We start from the raw sequence: 23,093 nt of genomic DNA on the forward strand, positions 1-23,093 counted from the left end.
CGCCGGGACAATCCCTGCGCGACCCGCTCCTTGCGTTGGCTGGCGGCCCGCATCAGGGCCGCCGGCCAGTCAGTCAATGCGCCCCACGGCCGTAAGCGTGGTGGCCCCGTCGACGGTCAGCGCCCTGACGGCCACGGCCGTGGCCGGGTCGATGCGCCACACGGCGGGCGAACCCGTCTTGGTGTTTACCGAGATGTAGGCCGCCCCGCCCTCCATGTAAGGAGTGGTGCCGAAGCCCGACACGTCGGCGGGCAGCCCGCTCACCTCGGTCAGCGTCTTGTCGCCGGCACTGAACACTGCCAGCCGGTTGGCAGTCTTGGCCGACGAGGTGATGGGCGCGTCGTACATGAGGAACAGAAACTTGTCGGCGCCGATGTACCAGCTGCGCATTATGCCGTTGGGCGACAGCTCCTCAAGGTTGCAGTAATAGTCGTCGAAAGCCTCGGCGGCCACGTCCACGCGCACCACACCGGCCGGCAGCGTGGTCTGCTGGCGCGGGTCGGCCATGGTCTTGGCGTAGCTCGGCGAGATGACATAAACGTAGCGGCCGTCGTCGGTGGCCCACACCATCTGGTAATACTGCGACCTGTTGCGGCCGCAGGCATAGCTTATGCGGCCCGTGCGCAGCAGCTTCCTGCCCTTGAGCGTGCGGTCTGTGAAGATGGCCACCCAGCATGAGTCGGGCCATTGCGTCCACTGCAGCTGGTCTTTCTTGTAGCTCGAGCTGCCGCTGCCGCCGCTCTCGGTCTTTATCAGGTCTTCAAAGCCGGGGCGCACCCAGCGGTACTGCGTGCGCGCCTCGTCGGCATACTGCTGGCACCCGTACTGCGACAGGCCCATGGGCACGGCCGCGCTGTATATCTTTGAGCCCACCTGCTCGAGCCCCGAGAGCGTCACATACTCGCCGTTGCCAAGGAAGTTTTCGCATATATACCCCCTGTCGGTCACTATGGCGTCAGAGCCGGTGCCCCCCGAGGTGTTGCTCTCAAATGTCTCGGCGGCCGTGTCGAGGTATCCCACCTTGATGGTATAGGGCACATATCCCGTCTGCGGGTCGGCCCAGTCGGGGTTTCCCTCGCCGCTCGACGTGGTCATGATGTAGCGGTCGTACAGCCCGAAGGTGGTAAACCGCGTCACGAAATACTCCTTGTCGCGCTGCCTTATCTGCCCCGTGGCCCCGTCGCGCACATAAGAAGATGTGGTTCCGGCGTCGCCCTGGTGGTAGTTGAGGGCATACAGATACTTGTTTGAATGGAACACCCAGTAGGTGGCCCCGTCGTTGTAGAGCCCCGCCGGGGTGATGTTTCCGCTCAGCGCGCTGGCCGTGGTGAGCAGGTTGGTCGACGTGCCCGAGCCGCTCACGGTCGTACCTATTACATACTTGCCGGCCAGCGGGCCTCCGCCCGCGTCGGCACCGCCCGCGGCAGTGTCGTCGTCAGAGCACGATGTTGTCAACACTCCGGCGGCGATGAGTGCCATCGCGCCGGTAATCAAATAGTTATTTTGCATTTTCATATCCTTAATGTTGTTGGTTATGGTTTGTAATCATGCGATAGTGGGGCCCACGGCCCACCCCCTCCAACGCGGGGAGTGAGCCGCAGCGCCTCATGCAGGGCCGCCTTCCACGCATTGGCAGGGCCGGAGGCGGGATGCGGTTGCCCGCCAACCATTGCGCCTCGCCACGGCCCCTCAGCCGCCGAGGCTCACCCTCACCTTGGCATAGAAGGCCCTTCCGGGCTTCTGCAGGCTGAAGTTGTCGTAGAGGTTGGCGTCGGTCAGGTTGCGGCACTCGAGCGAAACGTTATACCGCCCCGACGCAATGCTGTAGGCGAGCGACAGGTTGTGGGCAAACTGGCGGGGCACAATGTAGTCCGAGCCGTTCACCGCCGCCACGCCTTCGGAGTAATAGCTGAAGCTGTGGGTGTAGGCGTTGTCGTATGTCAGCGACAGGGTGTTGCCCCGGCCGCCCAGCCCCGGCCAGCTCAGCGTGGCGTCGGCGTCGGCAAAGCGGTAGGGCACGTTGGGCATGCGCGCGCCGTATAGCGGGTTGGCCACGGCCTGGCTGCCCACCATCAGCCGCTCGTTGTCCTTCACGTCCATCTGCGTGAAGTTGCCCCCGAGGCTCAGCCACCGGCCGAAGGAGTAGCGCACCGACAGGCTTCCGCCCGTGGTCCTCACCCTGCCGTAGTTCTCGTAGAAAGCGCCCTCGCGGTTGCCGCTGAGCCCGGCAATGCGTCTCTGTATGTAGTCTTTGGTGTCTCGGTAGATGACAGAGCCCTCCACATAGACAGAATGGCGGCCGAAGGAGCGCGAGAAGCTCAGGTTGAGGTTCACGTTGTCGCTGTTTTCCGGCCTTATGAGCACGCTGCCGGTCTCAAGGTCTTCGTCGCCGAACATCTCTTCGGTGGTGGGCAGCCGGTAAGCCTTCTCGTAAGAGAGCTTCGCCTGCAGCCCGCGGGTCAGCAGGCACGAGGCCGCCGCGCCGTAGCCCCACACACCCAGCGAGCGGCTGCGGCGCACAAAGGCCGACGAGTTGGCGTCGGTGGCCACGGGGCCGGCCACCCACAGCAGGTAGTGCTTGGCGAAGGCGGTGGCGTTCCAGCGCTCCGTCGGCGCATACATGTAGGCCGCCGCCACTATGTTCTTGCGCGTCTGCTTGGCTATGGGGTTGGTTTCCTCGTGGCCGTATAGCAGCGACGTGTTGTCGCGCCTGAAGGCGTTGAACACCTCGTTGAACGTCAGCAGGTGGCCGTCGGCCGGCGAATAGCGCGCCGTGAGGGTGGCGTTCCAGTTGTCGGCGTCGGCACGGGCGTAGAGCATCGACTGCTCGCCGCCCTCGCCCTTGCGCTCGCGCTCTCCGCGCCAGTTGTAGGTGTAGGCCGCCGTGTCTACGTTGGTGGTCGAGTTGCGGTTGTAGTTGGCCGTGGCCACAATGTTAAGGCCCCTCACAAAGGCGTTGCGCTTGCTGTATTCGAGCGACGGCATGAGCGAGTGGCCGTAGCGGTGCTTCTGGCCGAACACCGTCTTCTGCCTCACGCCGGTCTGTATGTCCTTGTAGGCATGGGCGTAGCCAAATCCCAGCATGAGCCTGTCGGCCCACGGCTTGCCCACAAAGCCCACCTTGGCCACTACGGCCTCGTTGTGGTATGTGTCGTTAAAGCGGCGCACGCGCTCCAGCTTCCGCGTGTTGATGCTGTGGGTGGCAAAGTCGTAAACGGGCGCATCCACGCAGTAGTCGTTGTCCGAGTAGTTCTGGAAGGCCGTCACCTCGTAGGCCAGCCCGCCCTTGGTCGACTGTCCGAAGTGCACGTCGGAGCGGTGGGTGTTGAACGAGCCGTAAGAGTAGGAGGCGCCGGCATACCACCGCCGGCGGTCTTTCCTGGTCACCACATTGATGACCCCGCCGATGGCGTCGGCCCCCAGCCCCACGGGCACCACGCCCCTGTACACCTCGATGCGGTCGGCGAAGGCCACCGGAATGTTGTTTAGCCCGAACGAAGAGCCCACTCCCTCTTGCGGCACACCGTCGATGAACACCTTCACGTGCTTGCCGCTGAAGCCGTCGACCATCACGTTCATGTCTGAGCCCACGCCGCCGCTCTGGCGCAGTTTCAGCCCCGGAGCCTTGGCCAGTGCCTCGGCCAGCGTCTTGGTGGTGTTGCGCATGGCGCGCGCATCCACGGCCACGGCGTTGTATGATGAGTTTTTCACGCGGCTCACGCCGCCCGCCACCACACTGACCTCGCCCAGGCTGACTGCCGCCGGGCGCAACCTTACGTCGAGCCTGAGCCGCTGGCCGCGCCTGAGCTCTACGGTGTGCTCGGCCCGTTCGTAACCCAGGGCCGAGGCTACAAGGGTGTAGCGCCCGGCGGGCGCACTGATGCGGTAGGTGCCATCGGGGCCGGCAGCCGAGCCACGGCCCGCAGGCTTGAGCGTCACGGTGGCGCTTACAGGGCCGCTTCCGTCTGCCGACAGGACGCGGCCATAGACAAACGTGCCGCCACGGTACTGGGCTGTGGCGGTCACGAAGGCTGACATTAAAATCAAAATAATGGTTATCCTGAACCTGTTTTTATACGTCATAATGGTACATTTTAATGCTAATGCTATCGTTTTGCAAAGTTACTGACTATCCACGGCATGCGCAATAACAATTTTTTGCTATTTTAATGCAGTCCCGGCCCATGCCTCCGGGCAAAAAAATACCGACACATTATGAGCCGGGCAACGCGCCGCCGGGCCACGTGGCCATAGGCCACGCCAAGCCGCCACGGCCAGGCCGCCCTGCAAGAATGCAACCGCAGGGCCGCCACACGCGCCACCCCGTCAGGGCACTGCGCACGCCATGCGCTGCAAAACGGCCCGTCCGACACTGCAATATGGGCCGTTTGGCACTGCGATATGGCCCGTTCGGCAACGTCGGACGGCCCGTTTTGCATCATGGTGCGGCCGGGGCTGCAGTGGCGGGCCGTCCACACCGTCGGGAAGCGCCGCCGGAGATGTTTCATTTGGATATAAATATCTTCAAATTGTCGAATAAAAAGACAATGGCCGTATTTTATCCGTATATTTGCAAAAACAAAGCCATTGCCACGGCCAACGGCAGCCAAAGCGTGCCGCCGGGGGCGTGGCCGCATGTTTGTAATGTACTCTTTTATGTTTAACCAACAATCATTGACTTATGAACCACACTTTACCTGCCATCACGCTGGCACTGGCCTTGGCATCAACCGCCAACGCACAGGGTGTCAGGTTCGGGCGGATGCACCTGAAGCAACGCGCCGGACAAATGGAGCAACAAGGCATGAAACGAAACAACACGCCGGCAACAGTGCCCATGGCGAGGCTCGGCAGCGCTGCCGACAAGCCGCTCGACGAGTACCAGGAGAAGCGGGGCGACGCCTTCTACCGCTATGTCTACGCCTACGACAAGGACTTGATGCGCTCGTCGGAGACCATCTACAAGAAGGTGAAGGGCGACGACGGCCGCTGGGGAGAGGAGACGCTGTATGACGTGGGCACCTATCTCTATGAGTACGACAGCCAGGGGCGCGTCAAGGCCAAGACCGTGAGCTATGGCAAGAACGAGGACTTTGTGAGCTACCGGGTGATGGTAGACTACGGCACCGACGGCACCACAACATACACCCGCTACGAGCTCGACAGCGGCAACGGCGGATACTGGCCCGCAAGGCAGTGGAGTTGCTACGACAGCGGGCAGCTGGCCTCGTCGGCAGAATACGACTATGACGGCCGGGCAAAGTACGCGAGGACTTTCGCCAAAAACGGCATCGCCACCGGCTGGGGCAACGACCTGAGGAAATACGTATGCTCGGGCACCGTCAACGACAGCACCGTGACCCACTACTGGCGCGATGACAGCAACGCGGAGTGGCGGCAGGAGCGCATAGAGGCAAACAGACACCACAACTGGGGCACCGGGCGGCTGGCCGTATACAAGTGCTACGGCACCGACGAATACTACGGTTCGTATGAGGAAAGGATGTTTGAATTCGGGTACGACGGGCTGGGACGCATCACGTCGATAAAGAAATACTACACCGGCAACGATGACGACAGCCAGCCGGGATGGAGCGGCGACACCGGCGGCGACGGCGCAACATACGGCAGCGACAGCCCGGCACGGGCGAGCCGGGCTGCCACCGGGGAGCCGCAGTGGCGGCTTGAATACAGCGAGACCTACGAATACTGGGGCGACGAGGTGTATGGCGTGGGCAACCCGTGGCACGACGTGTTCGGCATGGACGGCCCGCTGAAGCGCATTTACCTCGACGACGAGGGCTACATCACGCAGACTCTGTTTGAGCGCAACGCCTCGGGAAAGCTGCTCAGCGTAAGCTACAGCGACGAAGACATTGAGGGCGTGACCGAGACGGGCACCGTTGAAGTGGACGCCGACGGCCTCATCACCAGGATAGAATACACGTCGGAAGAGACCTACGGCGACGATTACTATTACTACAGCGACGCCACCGAATACACATGGGAGGGCGGACTGGTGACGGAAGCCGTGAACACGTGGCACACGAAGACCCGTTATCCGGACGGGCAACGTGAATACACCGAGGTGACCAACTTCAGATACTCATACGGCGAGGGCAGCTTCACGGTGACGGCCGAGAACGACCAAAGCGCCAACAAGGACGAATGCACCATCACCGACGACGGCAGCAGGTACTCTGTGGCCACGCGCAGCAGCACCGACGGCACGTGGACAGACGGCTACCGCTTTGTGCGCGAGGTGCAGCAAGAGGACGTCAGCTTCGTGATGCCCGACATCTCGGCCGACATGGCGGGCTTCTCGCCCGACAGCACCGTGGTGGCCTCGGTGGCCGGAAGGGTGGTATGCGCCTACGATTGCGGCTACAACGACGACATGAACTACGGGTTCCACTCCATCGAAGAAGACAACAGCTACAACTACATGAACGCCATCTCGGGCAAGACTTACTTTGCCATAAGCCACGACGGCGACGAAACGGTGTGCAGCGACATCGAGGGGCGGCCCATATATGTGGTGGCCGGCGGTCGGCTGGTGCGCCAATACATCTACCACGAGGCCGACTATGGCAACGCGGGCCCAACCACCGGGTCGGGCAACGCGGGCATGAGCCGGGCGGCAACAGTGCCCGCCGGACTGGCATACGACGAGATTACCTACACCTACGACAGCCGCGGGCGCATTGCCGGGCGCACCGAGGTGTCGGTGAGCGAAGACGGCACGCGCACAGAAGAGGTGAAACTGGAATACACCTACAACGAGGCGGCCGCCATAGCCACGGCCGAAGCCACGGCCAAGGCGGGCGTGAGGCTCACCGGGCGCACGCTCGGCATGGCCGACGGCAGCCGCTTCAGCGTGTACAACGCCGCCGGGCAGTTGCTGGCCGAGGGCGCAACGGAGTTCACTCCGGCCGCTGCCGGCATCTACATCGTCAAGGCCGGAGGCCTCACGGCAAAGGTGGCGGTGAGGTAAACCGGCTGTGTGGCCCCCAGGCCGGGGCTGCGGCATGGGCGGTCAAGCGGCAGTAAGGCAACCGCCGCGCACACCGGCATCACCATAAACGCGCCGCGACAGGATGAAAAAACCTGTCGCGGCGCGTATTGATTTTGCCCGATAAGTAGGTGTTCTAAATCAATTGCCATCAAATTGTGCGCTATTTCGGAGATGCATGCCACAGTCCGAAGAGAGAGCGTAGCGCGCTACGCCACCGATGAAACTTTGGCATGCGGCCCGAAAGAGCGCACAAGATGGTGGCAAAGACATAGAGGACACCTGCACGGGCAATTGTATCGGTTGATTTTGAACAGCTGCTTATGCCATCAGGCCCAAACGCCCCGGGCCTGCGTGCAGCCTACCCTATGAGCCACCTGCACAGCAGGTAGCACACCAGCCCGAGCCCAATGGCCACAAACACGGCCGAGGGGGCCGCGAGCACCAGCGCCACCAAGGCCACGCCCGCCGCCATCAAACCATAGTAAACAAGGCGGTCGGGCTCCTTGCCTCTGCCACCATTGCCGTTGCCTGTGCCTGTTTTTCCCATTCGCCGCATCTATTTTGCACTCACCGCGGGCCCCTCCCTGCGCCGGGCCTTGGCCCGAGGCACATCAAGAAGGCTGCCCTTGTGCAAAAATAGCGGTTTTTGCACAAACGGCAAAGCGCGCGGCCGCCTTTTCCAACCGATGCGGCGATTTTGGCAGGCAGGGCCTGCGGCGACGGTGGGCCACGGCCACAGGCGGCAGCCATGGCGGCGGCGCCGAGCTTCGGCCTATGCCGGCAGGCGGGCTACAGGCACACTGTATAGTGCACAACCGCAATGGCGGGTGGCAAGGCATGGCGACAGGCGCCGGCAAAACGGCCCGTCCGGCCTTGCAATACGGCCCGTTTCACACTGCGATACGGCCCGTTTGGCAATGCGAAACGGCCGACATGGCAAACCAGCCCCCACGGCAGCCCAACAAAACAAGAGCCGGACAGCATGGCACCAACCATACCGTCCGGCTCACGCATTGCATTGCGCGCTATGCTGCCAGGCGCATCAGAGTTTCTGCTCCACCTCTATCTCGGTGAAGGTCTCGATGATGTCGCCCTGCTGTATGTCGTTGAAGTTGACCAGGCTCAAGCCGCACTCCAGTCCGGCGGCCACCTCCTTGGCGTCGTCCTTGTAGCGCTTGAGCGCGTTGATGTCGCCGGTGTGAATCACGATGCCGTCGCGAACCACGCGCGCCTTGTCCTTGGCGTGCACCTTGCCTTCGGTGACAAGCGCACCGGCCACGGTGCCCACCTTCGATATCTTGTACACCTCGCGCACCTCGACCTGGCCGGTCACCACCTCTTTCTTCACCTTGTCGAGCATGCCCTCCATGGCCGAGCGTATGTCTTCGATGGCGTCGTAGATGATGGAGTAGGTGTTTATCTCCACTCCCTCGCGGTCGGCCAGCTTGCGGGCTGCCGCCGACGGGCGCACCTGGAAGCCCACGATGATGGCGTCCGAGGCGTCGGCCAGCGTGACATCGTTCTCCGATATCTGTCCCACGGCCTTGTGGATGACGTTCACCTGTATCTTCTCGGTAGAGAGCTTTATGAACGAATCGCTCAGTGCCTCGACGCTTCCGTCGGTGTCGCCCTTCACTATGAGGTTCAGCTCCTTGAACGATCCGAGGGCAATGCGGTGGCTGATGTCGGCCAGGGTCAGTCGGGTCTGCGTGCGCAAGCCCTGCTCGCGCTGCAGCTGCTCGCGCTTGCTGGCTATCTCGCGGGCCTCCTGCTCGGTCTCCATCACGTGGAATGCGTCGCCGGCGGTGGGCGCCCCGTTCAGTCCGAGTATGATGGCGGGCTCCGACGGGCCTGCTTTCTCCATGCGCTGGTTGCGCTCGTTGAACATGGCCTTGATGCGGCCGTAGTTGGTTCCGGCCAGCACGATGTCGCCAACCTTGAGCGTTCCGTTCGACACGAGCACCGTCGAGACATAGCCGCGGCCCTTGTCGAGCGACGACTCGATGATAGAGCCGGTGGCACGGCGGTTGGGGTTGGCCTTGAGGTCGAGCATCTCGGCCTCGAGCAGCACCTTCTCGAGCAGCTCGTCGACGCCCACTCCCTTCTTGGCCGATATCTCCTGGCACTGGTACTTGCCTCCCCACTCCTCCACGAGCAGGTTCATGTTGGCCAGGTCTTCGCGTATCTTGTCGGGGTTGGCGCCCGGCTTGTCAATCTTGTTTATGGCAAACACCATCGGCACGTTGGCTGCCTGTGCGTGGGCTATGGCCTCCTTGGTGGTGGGCATCACGCTGTCGTCAGCCGCGATGATGATGATTGCGATGTCGGTCACCTGCGCTCCGCGGGCTCGCATGGCCGTGAATGCCTCGTGGCCCGGGGTGTCGAGGAATGTTATCTTGCGCCCGTCGGCCAGCGTCACGTTGTATGCTCCGATGTGCTGCGTTATTCCTCCGGCCTCGCCGGCTATGACGTTGGTGTTGCGTATGTGGTCGAGCAGCGACGTCTTTCCGTGGTCTACGTGTCCCATGACGGTCACGATGGGGGCGCGGGGCACGAGGTCGTTCTCGTCGTCGGCCTCCTCGCTCACGGCGGCGCTCACCTCTGCGCTCACATACTCGGTCTTGAAGCCGAACTCTTCGGCCACGAGGTTGATGGTCTCAGCGTCGAGGCGCTGGTTGATAGACACCATTATGCCTATGCTCATGCACGTTCCGATGACCTTGTTCACCGGCACGTTCATCATCGTGGCAAGCTCGCTGACGGTCACAAACTCCGTGAGCTTGAGCGTCTTGCTGCCTGCCTGCTCCTCGAGGCGCTCCTCGTTGAGCCTCTCCTGCACGGCGTCGCGCTTCTCGCGGCGGTATTTGGCGCCCTTCTTGTTCTGGTTCTTGCTCGTGAGACGGGCCAGCGTCTCCTTCACCTGGCGTGCCACGTCCTCCTCGCTCACCTCTATCGGCTTGTGCTGGCTGCGGCTCTTGCCCTTCTTGCTCTTGCCCGCGCCCTGCTGCTGGGCTGCAGGCTGGGCACCACCGCCGCCGCGGTTCTTGTTCTTCTTGCCGGCCCCGTTGCCGTTCTGGCTGGCTGCCGCCTCTATGTCTACGCGCTCCTTGCCTATGCGCACGCGCTTCTTGCGCTCGCTGCCCTGATGCTGCTGGGCTGCCTTCTCCTCGCGTTCCTTGCGACGCTCCTCCTTGGTCTTCTTCTTGGGGCGCGTGCTCTGGTTGATGGCATCAAGGTCTATCTTGCCCAGCACGTTCACCTTGGGGGCCAGCCTGGCCTCGCTCTTGAGCGTGAATATCTTCGGGCCCTCTTTCTCGGGCTTCTCGTCGGCCTTTGGCGCAGGCTGGGCTGCGGCGGCCTGCGGTGCTGCCGGCTGCGCCTTGGGCTCGCCCTGGGCCGGCTGCGCGGCCTTTGGCTGCGGCTTGGGCTCGGCCGGCGCGGCTGCCTTCGGGGCCTCGGCCTTGGGTGCAGGGGCTGCTTCGGCCGGCTTCGACGGTGCCGGGGCGGGCTCGGGCTGCCGTGCCTGGGCCTGGGCTGCCGCCGGCTGGGGTTTCGGTTCGGCCGGTGCCGGGGCTGGCTGGCTGGCCTTAGGCTCGCTTGCCGGCTGCGCCTGCTGTGCCGGCTTCTTGCCAATGCTGTCGAGGTCTATCTTGCCCAGCGGCTTGAACCGCTGCCTGTGGCCCAGCAAGTCTTCCGCCTTCGACGACTTCTTGTCCGACTTCTTGTCCTTGGACTTCTTTGCAAACATCTTCTCAGCCTCGCTCTTGATGTCCTTGTCGCCCTTGAAGGCGCTCACGAGCGCATGATACTGCTCGTCAGAGATTTTGGTGTTGACGTTTGCGTCGTCCTTTATCTCGCCCAGGCTTTTCTTGTTCTTAAGGAAGTCGACCGCCGTCTGCAATCCTATGTTCAGTTCTGTCAATACTTTGTTTAATCTGATGCTCATATAAAAGTTTATTTCTTCTTATTCAACAATCCACAACGCAATCCCCCGAGGCCGCTTGCACTGCTTGGTGCCTACGGCTGCCGGCCCCGTGAACATGAGCGTCATGAACCATGAACATAGTCCGGCAAAAGCCCGTCTTTCATTATTTTTTAGTTTTCAAACTCGGCGCGCAGCACGTTGAGCACGTGGTCAACGGTCTCTTCCTCAAGGTCTGCCTTCTCGATGAGCATCTCCCTCGGGGCGTTGAGCACGGCCTTGGCAGTGTCGAGCCCGATGGACTTGATTGCGTCGATGACCCATTGGTCTATCTCGTCGGCGAACTCGTCGAGGTAGATATCCTCGTCGGCCTCGCCCTCGCTGACCACCCTGAACACGTCGATGGTGAACCCCGTGAGCATGCTGGCGAGCTTGATGTTCATTCCCCCGCGGCCTATTGCAAGCGAAACTTCCTCTGGCTGCAGGTAGACCTCGGCCTTGCGGTTCTCCTCATCGAGCGTGATGCTCGACACCTTGGCCGGGCTGAGGGCGCGCTGTATGAAGAGTTGCGTGTTGCTCGAGTAGTTGATGACGTCGATGTTCTCGTTGCACAGCTCGCGCACGATGCCGTGAACGCGGCTTCCCTTCACTCCCACGCAGGCTCCCACGGGGTCTATGCGCTCGTCGTAGCTCTCTACCGCCACCTTGGCTCTCTCGCCCGGCATGCGCGCAACGCGCTGTATGGTGATGAGCCCGTCGGCAATCTCGGGCACCTCGGCCTCGAGCAGGCGCTCAAGGAACATGGGGCTGGTGCGGCTGAGGATGATGCGCGGGTTGTTGTTCTCGTTGTCCACGCGCAGCACCACGGCCCTCACGGTCTCCCCCTTGTGGTATGCGTCGGCCGGAATCTGCTCGCCCTTGGGCAGGTGGAGCTCGTTTCCCTCGTCGTCGATGAGCAATACCTCGCGGCGCCACATCTGGTATACCTCGCCGCTGACGATGGTCCCGACCTTGTCTTTGTACTTGTTGTACAGCGAGTCGTGCTCCAGCTCGAGTATCTTCGAGGCCAGCGTCTGGCGCAGGTTGAGTATGGCGCGGCGGCCAAACTTGCTGAAGTTCACCTCCTCGCTCACCTCTTCGCCCACCTCATAGTCGGGTTCTATCTTCTGGGCGTCGGTGAGCGATATCTGCTTGTTCTCGTCCTGCACGTCGCCATCGGCCACCACCACGCGGTTGCGGTGTATCTCGAAGTCGCCCTTGTCGGGGTTCACTATGACGTCGAAGTTCTCGTCGCTGCCGAAGAGCTTCGTTATCACGTTGCGGAAACTCTCCTCGAGCACGCTCACCAGCGTGGTGCGGTCGATGTTCTTCGTCTCTTTGAACTCCTGGAAGGTCTCTATCATGCTTGGGCCTTTTTCTTCTTTCTTTGCAGCCATAGTTTATTTGAAACTTAATAGGTATTTTGTATATTTCACGTTGTCCATGTCAAATGCCTTGTCCACATCCACGATGACGGGGCGCTTCTTGCCCTCGACACGCTGCTTTTCCCTGACCGTGACCACGAAGGAGCTGCCGTCGACGCTCTTGAGAACGCCTTGCACCTTCTTGCCGCCGGCGTCCATCACCTCGACGTCCTTGCCCACGTGGATGGCATACTGCTGCGCCACCTTGAAAGGCTGGCCGATGCCGGCAGAGCCCACCTCGAGCTCGTAGTCGTCAAGCTCTGCGCCGAGCCTCTCCTGCAGGTGGCGGCTCAGCTCTGCGCAATCCTCAATCCACACCCCGTCGGCGTGGTCGATTTCTACAACGATGCGGTTGTCGGGCTCGATGCTGACGTCAACGAGGAAGTACTCGTTGCCTTCCAACCACTCTTCGACGATTGTCTTTACTGCATTCTTGTCAATCATATAGTCGTGTCATTAAAATAAAATGAGGAGCTTTCGCGAAGCCCCTCATTCCACTGAACGCTGCAAAGGTACTAATAATTCTGCTCATACGCAAGCATAAGGGCAGAAAAAGCGCGTCTTTATCCGCATTTTATCCTTTTCGTAACGCCCCGCGCCCATTTTAGGCCCACCAGGTGGCAATAAAATGTGGCTCGGGGCGTTTATCTACAATAACGGAAAGACTACTTAACGTACTCTATATATTTATGGACAAATGGATTAGTAAGGCTGCTGCCGGCGTGCTGGCGGCAGGGCTCATGGCCGTGGCTGCACAGGAAGCTGCGGCACAGAAGCAGCGCGGCGACATTTTCCTGTTGCCCCAGGCGGGCGTCAACGTGTCGCACCTGTCGGGCTACGACGTGCTCATCGGCAACACCCGACAGGCCGCTACGATGGAGAGCTCGAGCAAGGCGGGGCTCACCGCCGGGCTGGAGGCCGAGTACATGGTGACCGGCAGGCTCGGGGCGCGGCTCGGGCTGGTGTATTCGGAGCAGGGCGACAAGGTGAAGAACGTGCCGGAGGCTGACATCAAGACGCAGCTGAAGTATCTGAGCATACCGCTGACGGCCCACTTTTACGTCACCGACTGGCTGGGGGTGCACGCCGGGGTGCAGTATTCGCGCCTCATCGACGACAACTGCATGTCGGGGGCCGACATCGGGGTGACGCCCGACCTGTATTCAGCCGAAGACTGGAGCATACCCGTGGGGGCGTCGGTGGAATACTGCAACGTGGTGCTAAGCGCCAGCTACGTGTTCGGGCTGTCCAAGGTGTGCCCGCCGCTGGGCAGCACCAGGAACAGGTCGCTGTGGATTACGCTGGGCTACAGGGTAAGGCTCTGAGCAGGCTTCGGCCCGCACGGCCCAACCACCTGTGGCACAGGGCGTTGCAAAACAGCCTCGGCCGGGTGGCAAAACAGCCCGTATGGCAATGCCATACGGGCTGTTTTGCATTCCAATACGGGCCGTTCCGGCGCGGCAACTGTTCACCGCCGACCCACCGAGGCGCTGCGCCCGGGCTGCACGCCGTCGGGGTCGATGCGCCTGTAGGCCACCCGCCGCCGTCGCCACGTATAGACGCAGTGCAGCATGCCGTCGCTGCCCTGTATCACGGCCGGGTATGAATATTCGCCCACGGGGCTGTCTTCGAGCGTGAGCAGGTGGCTCCAGTGCTCGCCGTCGGCGCTGATGGCCACGCTGAGCGGCGTGCGCGGCCCTTTCTTGGTGCCGGGCAGGGTGGCAAAGTCGTTGTAAACCAGCACGTGGCGGCCGTCGGCCAGCGTCACCGCGTCGGTGCCCGACTGGTTGTTGGGCAGGTCGGTCAGCCTCACGCGGCTCCACGTAAGCCCTCCGTCGGCGCTCTCCGACGTGGCCAGGCGGCCGTTGCGCGTGCGGCATAGCACCTTCAGCCGCCCGTCGGCCAGGCGCAGTATCGACGGCTGTATGCAGTCGATGGGCTTCACGTCGGAAGTGTCTTCGGTGCGCGGGGCCTCGTCGGCGGCTATCGGCCCCACGTAAGTCCACTCGCCGGTGGCGGGGTCGTATATCTCGAAATGCAGCTTCCAGCCTCCCGTCTCGGTGCTCGAGCCGCACACGAGGCGCTCGCCCGCCATCACGGGCTTGTTCTTCACAGGGCCGAGGAAGCCCTTGGGCAGCGGCTCGCGGCGGCCCCACGTGCGCCCCCCGTCGGCCGACTTGACCACCCAGCCCGTCCAGTCGGCCACGCGCAGGCCTATCTTGAAGAAGAGCCAGAGCTCGCCGTCGGGCATCTCGAAGAGCACGGGGTTCCAGCAAGCCTTGCGCTTCAGCGCCCCGCCGCCGTGGCCCGGCAGCACGGGGCCGGCCTCGGCATCGGTCGTGGAGTCTGTAATCCCGGCCAGCTCCGCGTCGGCCGAGCCAAGCTCAAACACCCCATCGGCAGCCAGCACGGGCTCCGTCCACCTGTCGGAGCCCTTCTCCTTGCGGCTCACCCAGATGCATACGTCGGGGTTGCGCTCCTTCGTGCCGCCGAAGTATGCCGCCACGAGGTCGCCCCGGCGGGTCTCGGCGATGGTGGCCGCGTGGCACTCGGCAAAGGGAGCCGAGGTGTACAGGAACTCCGCCCCGGCTATGGCGGCAGACGCCGTGGGCAAGTCCACGCTGAAACGGTGGCGCCCCGAGCCCACCCGCCTTGTGCCGCCTCCGGGCAGGCACACGTCGGCCGTTGTGTTGCACGGCACCTCTACCGTCCACTCGAGGCGCCCGCCGTCCACCCGCCACCGGCTCGACACCGTGCCGTAGGGCGTGGGGCAACTGGCCGCCACGCTGTCCACCAGCAGCTGTCGGGCAAGCTCAAACCTGTAGTGCGAGCCTCCCGCCTCTATGCCTATGCCGGCCAGGCGGCCGAAGCACCACTCAAGCAGGTCGCCGAGCAGCATGACGTGGTTGCCGCTGTTCATGGCGGGGTCGGCCGTGTCGCCATTCCACAGCTCCCAGATTGTGGTCGCCCCGCGCCCAACCATGTAGCCCCACGAGGGGTAATCGCGGTTGGTGGCCAGCATGCAGGCCACGTCGGCAAAGCTGTTGTCGGTCAGTGTGCCCAGCAGCCACGACGTGCCTATCACGCCCGTAGGTATTCGCCCGCGGTTGACGGTGACGATGTTGGCCACCACATTCTTGGCTATCTCGGCGCGCAGGCTGTCGGGTGCGATGCCGAAAGCCAGCGGCAGGATGTTGGCCGTGGCCGTGTTGTTGCCGTAGAACACGCTGTCGGGATAGAGCGGATGGCCCGGCACGGCCGACGTGCCCCTGTTGTCGGTCAGGAAGCGGCGGTTGAACGCCGCGGCCATGCCGCTGCGCCGTGCGGCCCACTCGGCCGCGTCGGCCTCAAGGCCCTGCAGTCGAGCAAACTTCTCGAGCAGCCCGAGGCAGCGTATGGCGTAGGCCGTGGCAATGAGGGTGCCGTCGGTCTGGCGGGCGGGGTCTTTGCTGTGTATGAGCCGCGGCGACTCGGGCGGCACGCACCAGTCGCCATACTTGTCTTTGGTTATCAGCCCGTCGCGGCTGTAAGTGGCAGCAATGTGGCGCATCCAGCGCGCCATGGCCGGGTAGGCCCGGCACACCGACAGCGTGTCGGCCTGCCTCTCGAGCAGCATGTCGCACACCATGGGCAGTGCCGCGGGCCACGTCACGTCGTCGGTGTAGTAGTTCCAGAACGCGGGGGCCACGTCGGGGATGCACCCGTCTTCGCGTTGCGCCTCGCAGATGTCGCGCACCCACTTGGCGTAAAGGCGGCCGCAGTCGAACAGGCGGCTCTCGCCGAGCGACCCGGCCGTGCGGTCGCCGAGCCACGGCTGGCGCTCGTTGCGCTGCGGGCAGTCGACGGGCATGCCCTTGTAGTTGCTCTCTATGCCCCTCCGGGCGGCCTCGACCACCCGCGTGAGCGTAGAGTCGGAACAGGCAAACGTGCCCTGCCGCCCCATCCTGTCGGCCACGCTGTAGGCCGTGAACGCCCCGGGGCCGACGCCGTCCATGCCCTCTACCTCGACATAGCGGAAGCCGTGGTAAACAAACGACGGCTGCCACAGCGCCGTGTCGCGGCCCGAGCACACATAGATGTCTTCCGAACGGGCGTCGCGCAGGTTGGCCGTGTAGAGCGTGCCGTCGGCGTTGAGCCTCTCGGCATAGCGCACCCTGATGGTGTCGCCGGCCCTGCCCCGCGGCACGAAGGCCACCCACCCGGCCATGTTGCGCCCGAAGTCGAGCACCACGCCGCCCCCGGTGCGCCCCGCCAGACGGGCCCTGCCCGACGGACGGGCCGCCATGGCGGGCGTCATCTGGCCGCGCAGTGTGCCCGTGGGCACGGCAGAGCGCCGGGCCGCGCCCCATCCGGAGTCGTCGTAGCCGGGCATCGTCCATAGGCCGAGCTCCATGCGGGCGTCGTATTCCTCGCCGTCGTACTCGTTGTTGGCGCGTATCGGGCCGGCGGCGGTCACCTTCCAGCTCTCGTCGCTCACCAGCCTCTGCGTGCTGCCGTCGGCATATTCCACTATGATGTTCACCCGGCAAGAGGGCAGTCCGAACACGGGCGTCTTCCAGGGCTTGTCTTGCCGCATTGGGAAGTAGCGGCCGTTGCCCAGCACTATGCCCACGGCCGTGAGCGTGTCAAGGCAGCCGGTCACGTCGTAGGCGTTGTAATAGACAGTCTTGCGGTAGTCTGACGGCGCGGGCTTGAGCACATCGCGCGCCCCCACCTCGCGCCCGTTGACATACAGGCGGTAGAGCCCCAGACCGGCAACGTAGGCCGTGGCCCGCCTCACGGGCTTGCCGCCGAGGCGGAACTCGCGGCGCAGGTAGCGTGCGGCCAGGCGGGTGTGCAGTCCGCGGCGCTCGCCGGGCATGAGCTGCTCGAGCCCTATCCAGCGGCCGCGCCATGCGGTCTCGCCCAGCAGGCCTATGCCAAACTGCTGCGGGCGGCTCCATGCCGACGCCCCGCGGTTGGTGAACACGCGCACACGCCACCACCCGCGGCTGTTGCTACGCAGGCGGCGGCCGCCGTAGCCCACCCACAGCTGGCGGGCCGACTCCACCCGGCCCGTGCGCCACAGGTCGGCCCCCCCGCGGCAAAGCAGCGCCGAGTCGGAGGCCACCTCTATCTGGTAGGCCGTCTGTATCACCCCCTCGCCATCCGAGGTTATGGCCCACGAGAAGCGCGGCGTGGCCGTGTCGAGGCCCAGGGGGCTCTCCATGCCCTCGGTGAGCAGCCCGCCCACGGCCACGCCGGCCATGGCCTGCAGCCACAGCAGCTGCGCGGCCATCAAAGAAAATATTCTGGAAGCTGTTTTCATTTGTGTCATGTCATTTATAGGTTGGCAATGGTCAACTGTCAGACGGCAGCCGCCGTGGCCCGCCATGGGGCCCGTTTGGCATTGCAAAACGGCCCGTATGGCTGTCTGATACGGGCCGTTTCAACCGGCCGGACGGCCCGTTTTGCGGCGGGCGGCGGGCGCCGGCGCGGTGCTCCCTACTCGGTGAGGTCTTTCTCGGCGGGCGCCGCGGCAACCACTATCGACTGCTGCGAGGGCGATATGTAGCCCTTGGCCGAGTCGATGGCAATGAGCACGCCGTCGCCGCTGCCGTGGTATCTGAATGTGCGCACGCCGCCGGAGTGCTCTCCCAGGTATGCCAGGCGGCCCGTGGCGGCGTCCATCCACCACACGCGCTTGCTCTCGCCGGATATGCGCCCCAGGTCGACGGCCATGTCGCGGCCCGTGCAGTTGTACACCATCAGGTAGTCGCGGCCCCGCGTGGCGGCCAGGCGGTCGTGGCGGGTGCCGTTGCCCTGCACTATGCCCTGGTCGGGCACGCGGTCGAAGTAAGGCACGGCCAGCATGAGGTGCTTAAGGTATTTCATATGGTTGAAGCCCGGGTCGTCGAGCGCCTTGTACCACGGCTTGGCCGCTCCGTCGGCAAAGTAGGCCCCGGCCACGCCGGGCTTGGCAAACTGCATGATGGCGTTGTGGCCGTAGGTGTGGCCGCACGAGCCGGCAAACACCGACCAGTAGGCATAGCGCCTCACGTCGGAAGCCTGCCAGCGGGGCTCTCGGCCGTCGTGCAATCCCTGCGGTATGTCTTCGTAAGACGGCTCGCCGTCGAGCACAGGCTTGAGCGGCTTGTGCTTCCATGTCGAGTCTACGTACATCCAGTTGTCTTCCTCCGTGCCGTCGGGAATGGGGTAATCCTTGTTTCCCATGCGCTGCCCGTAGCGCCTGTGGCCGCTCTGGAACATGTTGAAGTCGAGCCACCGGCGGTCGTTGAACCACCGGGCCGAGGTGTAGCGGCCGCGGGGGTGGAAGGTCATCAGGTGGTTGCTGTCTGCCGACTTTATGGTGGTGGCCAGCGCGTCCCACACCTCCGTGCGTATGTCGCCCTGTATGTCGCCGCCCATTATCCACACTATGTTGGGCTTGTCCTTGTAGCGCGAGGCCAGGAAACGGCCGTAGGCGCGGGCCTCGTCGGCGTCCATCAGCCCGGCTTTCACCATGCCGCCCCATATACAGACCATGCCCACGAAGATGCCGCGGCGGGCGGCCTGGTCCACGATATAGTCGAGATGGTCCCAGTAACTGTACACCCCGGGAGGGTCGGCGGCCTCGAAGTTGAATCCGTCGGGCATCGACATCTGCCCGTAGGCGTTGAAGGCGGGGATGGCGTTTATCACTTGCACCTGCACCACATTGTAGCCGGCGGCGGCCAGGCGGTCGAGATAGTAAGCCGCCTCGTCGCGGTTGAGCCGCTCGGGCAGCAGCCACCCCGTGTCGGCGAGCCAGAAGAAGGGGCGCCCGTCGGCATATTGGAGGAAGCGTCCGTTGGCCGACACCGCCAGGCGGGCCACGGGCGAGGGTTTGTTGCCGGCCGCCACGGAGCACAGGGCGGCAATGAAAAGGATGGTGATGGCATATAGTCTGCGCATGGTGCCAATTGTTTTTTCAGTCAATCAGTATATTCGGGAACGGGCATCAGGCCCTCCCGCCGGCCAGGAGGCGTCAGCGGGCCACTATTACATAGGTCTGCCCGGGCTCTGTGGGCAGGTCGTAGAGATAGGTCTTGGGCAGCCTCGGGGCGGCCACCTCGGCCTTTTCGCTTATCAGGGGCGCCGGCGTGGCAGGCAGGGCGAACAGCCAGTTGGGGTTGTCGCCGCGCGCCCGGCCCAGCCCCTTGGCCTTGAGCGGCACGGCAGAGCGCAGCCGCAGGTTGCCGCCGAGGCGCGAGTGCACGGCAAGGCGGGTGAGCCGGCCGTGCTTCCAGGCCATGTCGACCACGAAGCCGCCGCGCGCCACGAGGCCGCTGACAGAGCCGTCGGGCCACGCCGAGGGCAGAGCAGGCAGCAGGTATACAAAGCCGTCGTGGCTCTGGAGCAGCATCTCGGCAATGCCGGCGGTGCACCCGAAGTTGCCGTCGATCTGGAACGGCGGGTGGGCGTCGAACATGTTGGGGTATGTGCCGCCCCGTTGCTTCACGTCGCCCACCACGAGGAAGGTGTCGGGCGAGAGCGTCAGCTGGTCGGTGATGAGCTTCATGGCATGGTCGCCGTCGAGCAGTCGGGCCCAGAAGCACACCTTCCAGCCCATCGACCACCCCGTGCTCACGTCGCCGCGGTGCTCGAGCGACGTGCGCGCGGCGGCAAAGAGCTCGGGCGTGCGGTATGGCGATATCTGGCTGCCGGGGTAAAGCCCGTATAGATGAGACACGTGGCGGTGGTGGTCGTCGGGGTTGTCCCAGTCGTCCATCCACTCTTGCAGCTGCCCCCACGAGCCTATCTGCATGGGCGCGAGCGAGTCGGCCAGCGCGCCGAAGCGGCTGTACTGCCCGGGGTCAGCGTCCAGTGCCTCGCCCGCTGCGGCCACCGAGTGGAAGAGCTCGAACAGCAGCTGGTTGTCCATGGTCACGCCCCAGTTGAGCGGCACGCCCTTGCGCGGCGAGTTCTCGGGCGACACCGAGGGGCTCACCACGAGCCACCCGTGCCTTGGCTCGCGCACCATGGTCTGCTCGAAAAAGGTGGCCGCGCCCAGCATGGCAGGCCAGTAGCGCTCAAGGAACTGCACGTCGGCGGTGTAAAGGTAGTGTTCCCATATATGGCGGCAGAGCCAGGCGCCGCCCATCATCCACATCCCGGCCGAGGCACGGTCTATCGGCCAGGTGGCGCGCCACAGGTCGGTGTTGTGGTGCAGCACCCATCCGTCGGCGCCGTACATCTCGCGTGCCGTGCGCGCCCCGGTGACAGTGAGGTCGCCGATGAGGTCGAAGAGCGGGCCGCTGAGCTCGGTCAGGTTGGTGGGCTCGGCGGGCCAGTAGTTCATTTCGAGGTTTATGTTGGTGGTGTACTTGCTGTCCCACGATGGCAGCATCTTGTCGTTCCATATCCCCTGCAGCGTTGCCGGCTGGGTGCCGGGCTGCGACGAGCATATCAGCAGGTAGCGGCCAAACTGGAAGTAGGTGGCCACGAGCCACGGGTCGGCCGTGGCGGCAAAGGCGGCTATGCGCCTGTCGGTGGGCACGGAGGGGAAACGGTCGGGGCCGAGGTCGAGTTTCACGCGGCCCATGTACCCGGTGAACACCCCGAGATGGGCCTCGCGCAGCGCCGCGTAGCCCTTTGCCATGGCAGCCCGCAGACCGTTGCGCGTGCGCTCCTGCTCGTCGGCGCTCACGTCGTTGTAGCTTTTCACGTTGGTGGCAATGCTCACGTAGACCACAGCCTCGTCGGCCCCGCTCACCGATATCACCCCGCCGGAGCTGGTGACGGTGCCCCCACTCACGTCGGCGGCCATGCGGCCCTGGAACCTCACGAGGCTTTTCAGCCCCTCGTGGCGCGAGGTGACGCCGCTCAGGGTCACTTCGCCGCCTTCAGACCGCGTTATCACGTCGTGGTGGGGCGATGTGAGGCATGCCGTGAAAGTGATCATGCCGGGCTTCGACGCCGTGAGCCTCACGGCCACCACGTTGTCGCCCGGGCCCAGCGTGGCTATGGTCTCGCGGCGGTAGCTCACCCCGCCGACGGTGTAAGACACCACCGACAGTGCCGAGTCGAGGCTCAGTTCGCGGCGGTAGCCGGTGTAACTGCCGTGGCCGGGCATGGATATGTAAAGGTCGCCGAACGTCTGGTAGGGCATGCCGCTGTTGCGGTTGGCCCCGGGCATGATGCTGGCGTCGGCCAGGTTTTGCGCCTCGCGGTACTTGCCTTCGGCTATGAGGCTGCGCACCCGGAGCAGCGCGCCCTTGGCCCTTGGGTTGAGCGTGAAGTTGGGCTGGCCCGCCCAGATGGTCTCTTCGTTTAGTTGCACCCGCTCGACGGCCGGGTTGCCGAACACCATGCCGCCCAGGCGGCCGTTGCCCACGGGCAGGGCCTGGGTCCAGGTCATGGCCGGACGGTCGTACCACAGCGTGTGCCCCTGCGCCCGCACGCCCGTTGCGGCCAGTGCGGATGCCAACAGCAAGGATAGTATTCTTTTCATGTCTCAGTTTGTTTAAACGCCTGGCGGCACGGTGGATTTGCCTGCCGCCACCATATTATAATACGTATGTCGCCACTGTTTCCCCCCGCGGCGGCGCCGGCCGGCGCTGCGCATGGGCCACTCGCGCATGCCGCGGCCCTACTGTAGCCCCGCCTCCGGCCGACCCCCGGGGCACTTCATGGCGCCCACCTTGCGGGCCACGTATTCCCTGAAGCCCTCGCCGCCCAGCACCTCTATGTTCTCAAACAGCCCCAGCACGAAGCGCCCTACGCCCATGTAGCTGCAAACGTCGATGCTGAGCAGCCAGCGGCGGTCGCCGTCGGGCCTGATGTGGGGCGCCGACCGGGGGTATTCCTCGGTGATAAGGCTGTAGGCCAGGCGGTCGAGGCGCAGCTCAACGGGCATCAGCTCCTCGCCGCTGAACATGAAGATGTCGGTGTACATGCGCTTGTGGTCGGCCTCGTGCTCCCACGGGTCGAGCAGCATCTCGACGGTGCCCATGCGCGCCACCTTGAACGTCTTGTTCATTCCCGTCGACGCCTCGTAGCACCTCACCTCGTCGTTGCCGGGCAGAAACATGAAAGGCTCTACCACCCGGCTCGCCACCGTGTTGCTGTGGGGCGACGAATAGTTGTGCAACACCACCTTGTTCTTGGTCTTGATGGCATCGTAGAGCACGCTCACGTTGCGCCCGGCCTGCTCGCTCAGCTCCACGTCGTCGAGTATGCGCAGGTCGTAAAGGCGGTCGAGCTTGCGCAGTATGTGGCGCACCTGCAGGCTGTCGCCCCCGGCCCTGTCGAGCACGCGGCGTATGGTGGTGGCCTCGTCTTCGGTGAAATGCACCGTCTGGAACAGTCGGGTGAAAAACGGCGACGACTTGTCGAGGCTGTAAACCCCGCCCCGTTTCTCGACGATGAAGCCCGCCTGGCGGAAGAAGTCGATGTAATAATACAGGTTGCGGCGCGATATGCCCAGCCGCTCGCACAGCCTGTCGACGGTGCAGACGCGGTTTTCGGCCAGCAGGAGCATCAGCTCCAGCTCACGCTCTAATTGGTTGTGGCGCATGGTTTTACGGTCATTGGTTGCATCGGGGGCAGCCATTGCGATGGCTGCCGCCCATGCAAAGATATAAATTTTCCGGCTACAAAACGAACGAATGGCCGAAAACCGGAGGCTGCAAGGCCGCGCGCCCCACGCCGGAGGCCGCCACGCGCCCACCGA

The 23,093-nt window shown here is 63.9% G+C and carries 13 protein-coding genes; 3 read left to right on the forward strand and 10 right to left on the reverse strand.

The window, feature by feature from the left end; translation table 11 throughout:
• Positions 1–69: 69 nt before the first annotated feature.
• Together M3089_RS08665 and M3089_RS08670 are read right to left on the reverse strand one after the other, a co-directional pair.
• The gene (locus tag M3089_RS08665; protein WP_249083469.1) at positions 70–1,509 is read right to left on the reverse strand and encodes a DUF4374 domain-containing protein; all 1,440 of its coding nucleotides are present in this window, start codon (positions 1,507–1,509) and stop codon (positions 70–72) included.
• 180 nt (positions 1,510–1,689) lie between these two features.
• Positions 1,690–4,083 carry a TonB-dependent receptor gene (locus M3089_RS08670; protein WP_249083402.1) on the reverse strand — a complete coding sequence of 798 codons (2,394 nt, stop codon included), beginning with the start codon at positions 4,081–4,083 and terminating at the stop codon, positions 1,690–1,692.
• Positions 4,084–4,388: 305 nt separating this feature from the next.
• On the opposite strand from M3089_RS08670, the gene M3089_RS08675 reads away from it, so the two are divergent.
• Together M3089_RS08675 and M3089_RS08680 are read left to right on the forward strand one after the other, a co-directional pair.
• Positions 4,389–4,664 (forward strand): hypothetical protein, encoded by a 276-nt coding sequence (locus M3089_RS08675; RefSeq protein ID WP_249083404.1) that lies wholly within the window; start codon positions 4,389–4,391, stop codon positions 4,662–4,664.
• A gap of 17 nt (positions 4,665–4,681) precedes the next feature.
• Positions 4,682–6,994, forward strand: coding sequence for a hypothetical protein (locus tag M3089_RS08680; RefSeq protein ID WP_249083406.1), 2,313 nt, complete (start codon positions 4,682–4,684; stop codon positions 6,992–6,994).
• A gap of 379 nt (positions 6,995–7,373) precedes the next feature.
• Here M3089_RS08680 and M3089_RS08685 read toward each other — a convergent pair whose 3' ends face one another.
• The 4 genes from M3089_RS08685 to rimP all read right to left on the reverse strand — a co-directional run bounded on the left by M3089_RS08685 (position 7,374) and on the right by rimP (position 12,844).
• A complete protein-coding gene (locus M3089_RS08685; protein WP_205110916.1) occupies positions 7,374–7,562 on the reverse strand; it encodes a hypothetical protein in 189 nt (62 codons plus the stop codon).
• Positions 7,563–8,057: 495 nt separating this feature from the next.
• Positions 8,058–10,961, reverse strand: coding sequence for a translation initiation factor IF-2 (infB, locus tag M3089_RS08690; RefSeq protein ID WP_249083408.1), 2,904 nt, complete (start codon positions 10,959–10,961; stop codon positions 8,058–8,060).
• A 149-nt stretch (positions 10,962–11,110) separates the two neighbouring features.
• Entirely contained in the window at positions 11,111–12,373 is a 1,263-nt protein-coding gene (gene nusA / locus M3089_RS08695; protein WP_205110913.1) for a transcription termination factor NusA, read from the reverse strand.
• A 3-nt stretch (positions 12,374–12,376) separates the two neighbouring features.
• Positions 12,377–12,844 (reverse strand): ribosome assembly cofactor RimP, encoded by a 468-nt coding sequence (gene rimP / locus M3089_RS08700; protein ID WP_205110911.1) that lies wholly within the window; start codon positions 12,842–12,844, stop codon positions 12,377–12,379.
• Between the two features lie 245 nt (positions 12,845–13,089).
• Between rimP and M3089_RS08705 the strand changes: the two genes are divergently transcribed.
• On the forward strand, positions 13,090–13,725 hold the full coding sequence (locus tag M3089_RS08705) for a porin family protein (RefSeq protein WP_249083410.1): 636 nt from the start codon (positions 13,090–13,092) through the stop codon (positions 13,723–13,725).
• 143 nt (positions 13,726–13,868) lie between these two features.
• Here the strand turns inward: M3089_RS08705 and M3089_RS08710 are convergent, their stop codons facing one another.
• From M3089_RS08710 to M3089_RS08725, 4 genes are all read right to left on the reverse strand, one after another.
• Entirely contained in the window at positions 13,869–17,708 is a 3,840-nt protein-coding gene (locus M3089_RS08710; protein WP_249083412.1) for a family 78 glycoside hydrolase catalytic domain, read from the reverse strand.
• Positions 17,709–17,884: 176 nt separating this feature from the next.
• Entirely contained in the window at positions 17,885–19,333 is a 1,449-nt protein-coding gene (locus M3089_RS08715; protein ID WP_249083414.1) for a glycoside hydrolase family 140 protein, read from the reverse strand.
• 73 nt (positions 19,334–19,406) lie between these two features.
• Positions 19,407–21,872, reverse strand: a complete 2,466-nt coding sequence (locus M3089_RS08720; RefSeq protein ID WP_249083415.1) for a glycoside hydrolase family 95 protein — start codon at positions 21,870–21,872, stop codon at positions 19,407–19,409.
• A gap of 138 nt (positions 21,873–22,010) precedes the next feature.
• Positions 22,011–22,937, reverse strand: coding sequence for a helix-turn-helix transcriptional regulator (locus M3089_RS08725; RefSeq protein WP_249083417.1), 927 nt, complete (start codon positions 22,935–22,937; stop codon positions 22,011–22,013).
• Positions 22,938–23,093 lie beyond the last annotated feature (156 nt).

The sequence above is a fragment of the Marseilla massiliensis genome (assembly GCF_023336985.1).
Lineage (GTDB): Bacteria > Bacteroidota > Bacteroidia > Bacteroidales > Bacteroidaceae > Prevotella > Prevotella intestinigallinarum.

Excerpts from the sequence above, each read along its gene's own strand:
- M3089_RS08710 (WP_249083412.1), bottom strand. The coding sequence starts at position 17,708 with ATGAAAACAGCTTCCAGAATATTTTCTTTGATGGCCGCGCAGCTGCTG.
- M3089_RS08725 (WP_249083417.1), bottom strand. The coding sequence starts at position 22,937 with ATGCGCCACAACCAATTAGAGCGTGAGCTGGAGCTGATGCTCCTGCTG.
- nusA (WP_205110913.1), bottom strand. The coding sequence starts at position 12,373 with ATGGCTGCAAAGAAAGAAGAAAAAGGCCCAAGCATGATAGAGACCTTC.
- rimP (WP_205110911.1), bottom strand. The coding sequence starts at position 12,844 with ATGATTGACAAGAATGCAGTAAAGACAATCGTCGAAGAGTGGTTGGAA.
- M3089_RS08685 (WP_205110916.1), bottom strand. The coding sequence starts at position 7,562 with ATGGGAAAAACAGGCACAGGCAACGGCAATGGTGGCAGAGGCAAGGAG.
- infB (WP_249083408.1), bottom strand. The coding sequence starts at position 10,961 with ATGAGCATCAGATTAAACAAAGTATTGACAGAACTGAACATAGGATTG.
- M3089_RS08705 (WP_249083410.1), top strand. The coding sequence starts at position 13,090 with ATGGACAAATGGATTAGTAAGGCTGCTGCCGGCGTGCTGGCGGCAGGG.
- M3089_RS08720 (WP_249083415.1), bottom strand. The coding sequence starts at position 21,872 with ATGAAAAGAATACTATCCTTGCTGTTGGCATCCGCACTGGCCGCAACG.
- M3089_RS08715 (WP_249083414.1), bottom strand. The coding sequence starts at position 19,333 with ATGCGCAGACTATATGCCATCACCATCCTTTTCATTGCCGCCCTGTGC.
- M3089_RS08680 (WP_249083406.1), top strand. The coding sequence starts at position 4,682 with ATGAACCACACTTTACCTGCCATCACGCTGGCACTGGCCTTGGCATCA.
- M3089_RS08670 (WP_249083402.1), bottom strand. The coding sequence starts at position 4,083 with ATGACGTATAAAAACAGGTTCAGGATAACCATTATTTTGATTTTAATG.
- M3089_RS08665 (WP_249083469.1), bottom strand. The coding sequence starts at position 1,509 with ATGCAAAATAACTATTTGATTACCGGCGCGATGGCACTCATCGCCGCC.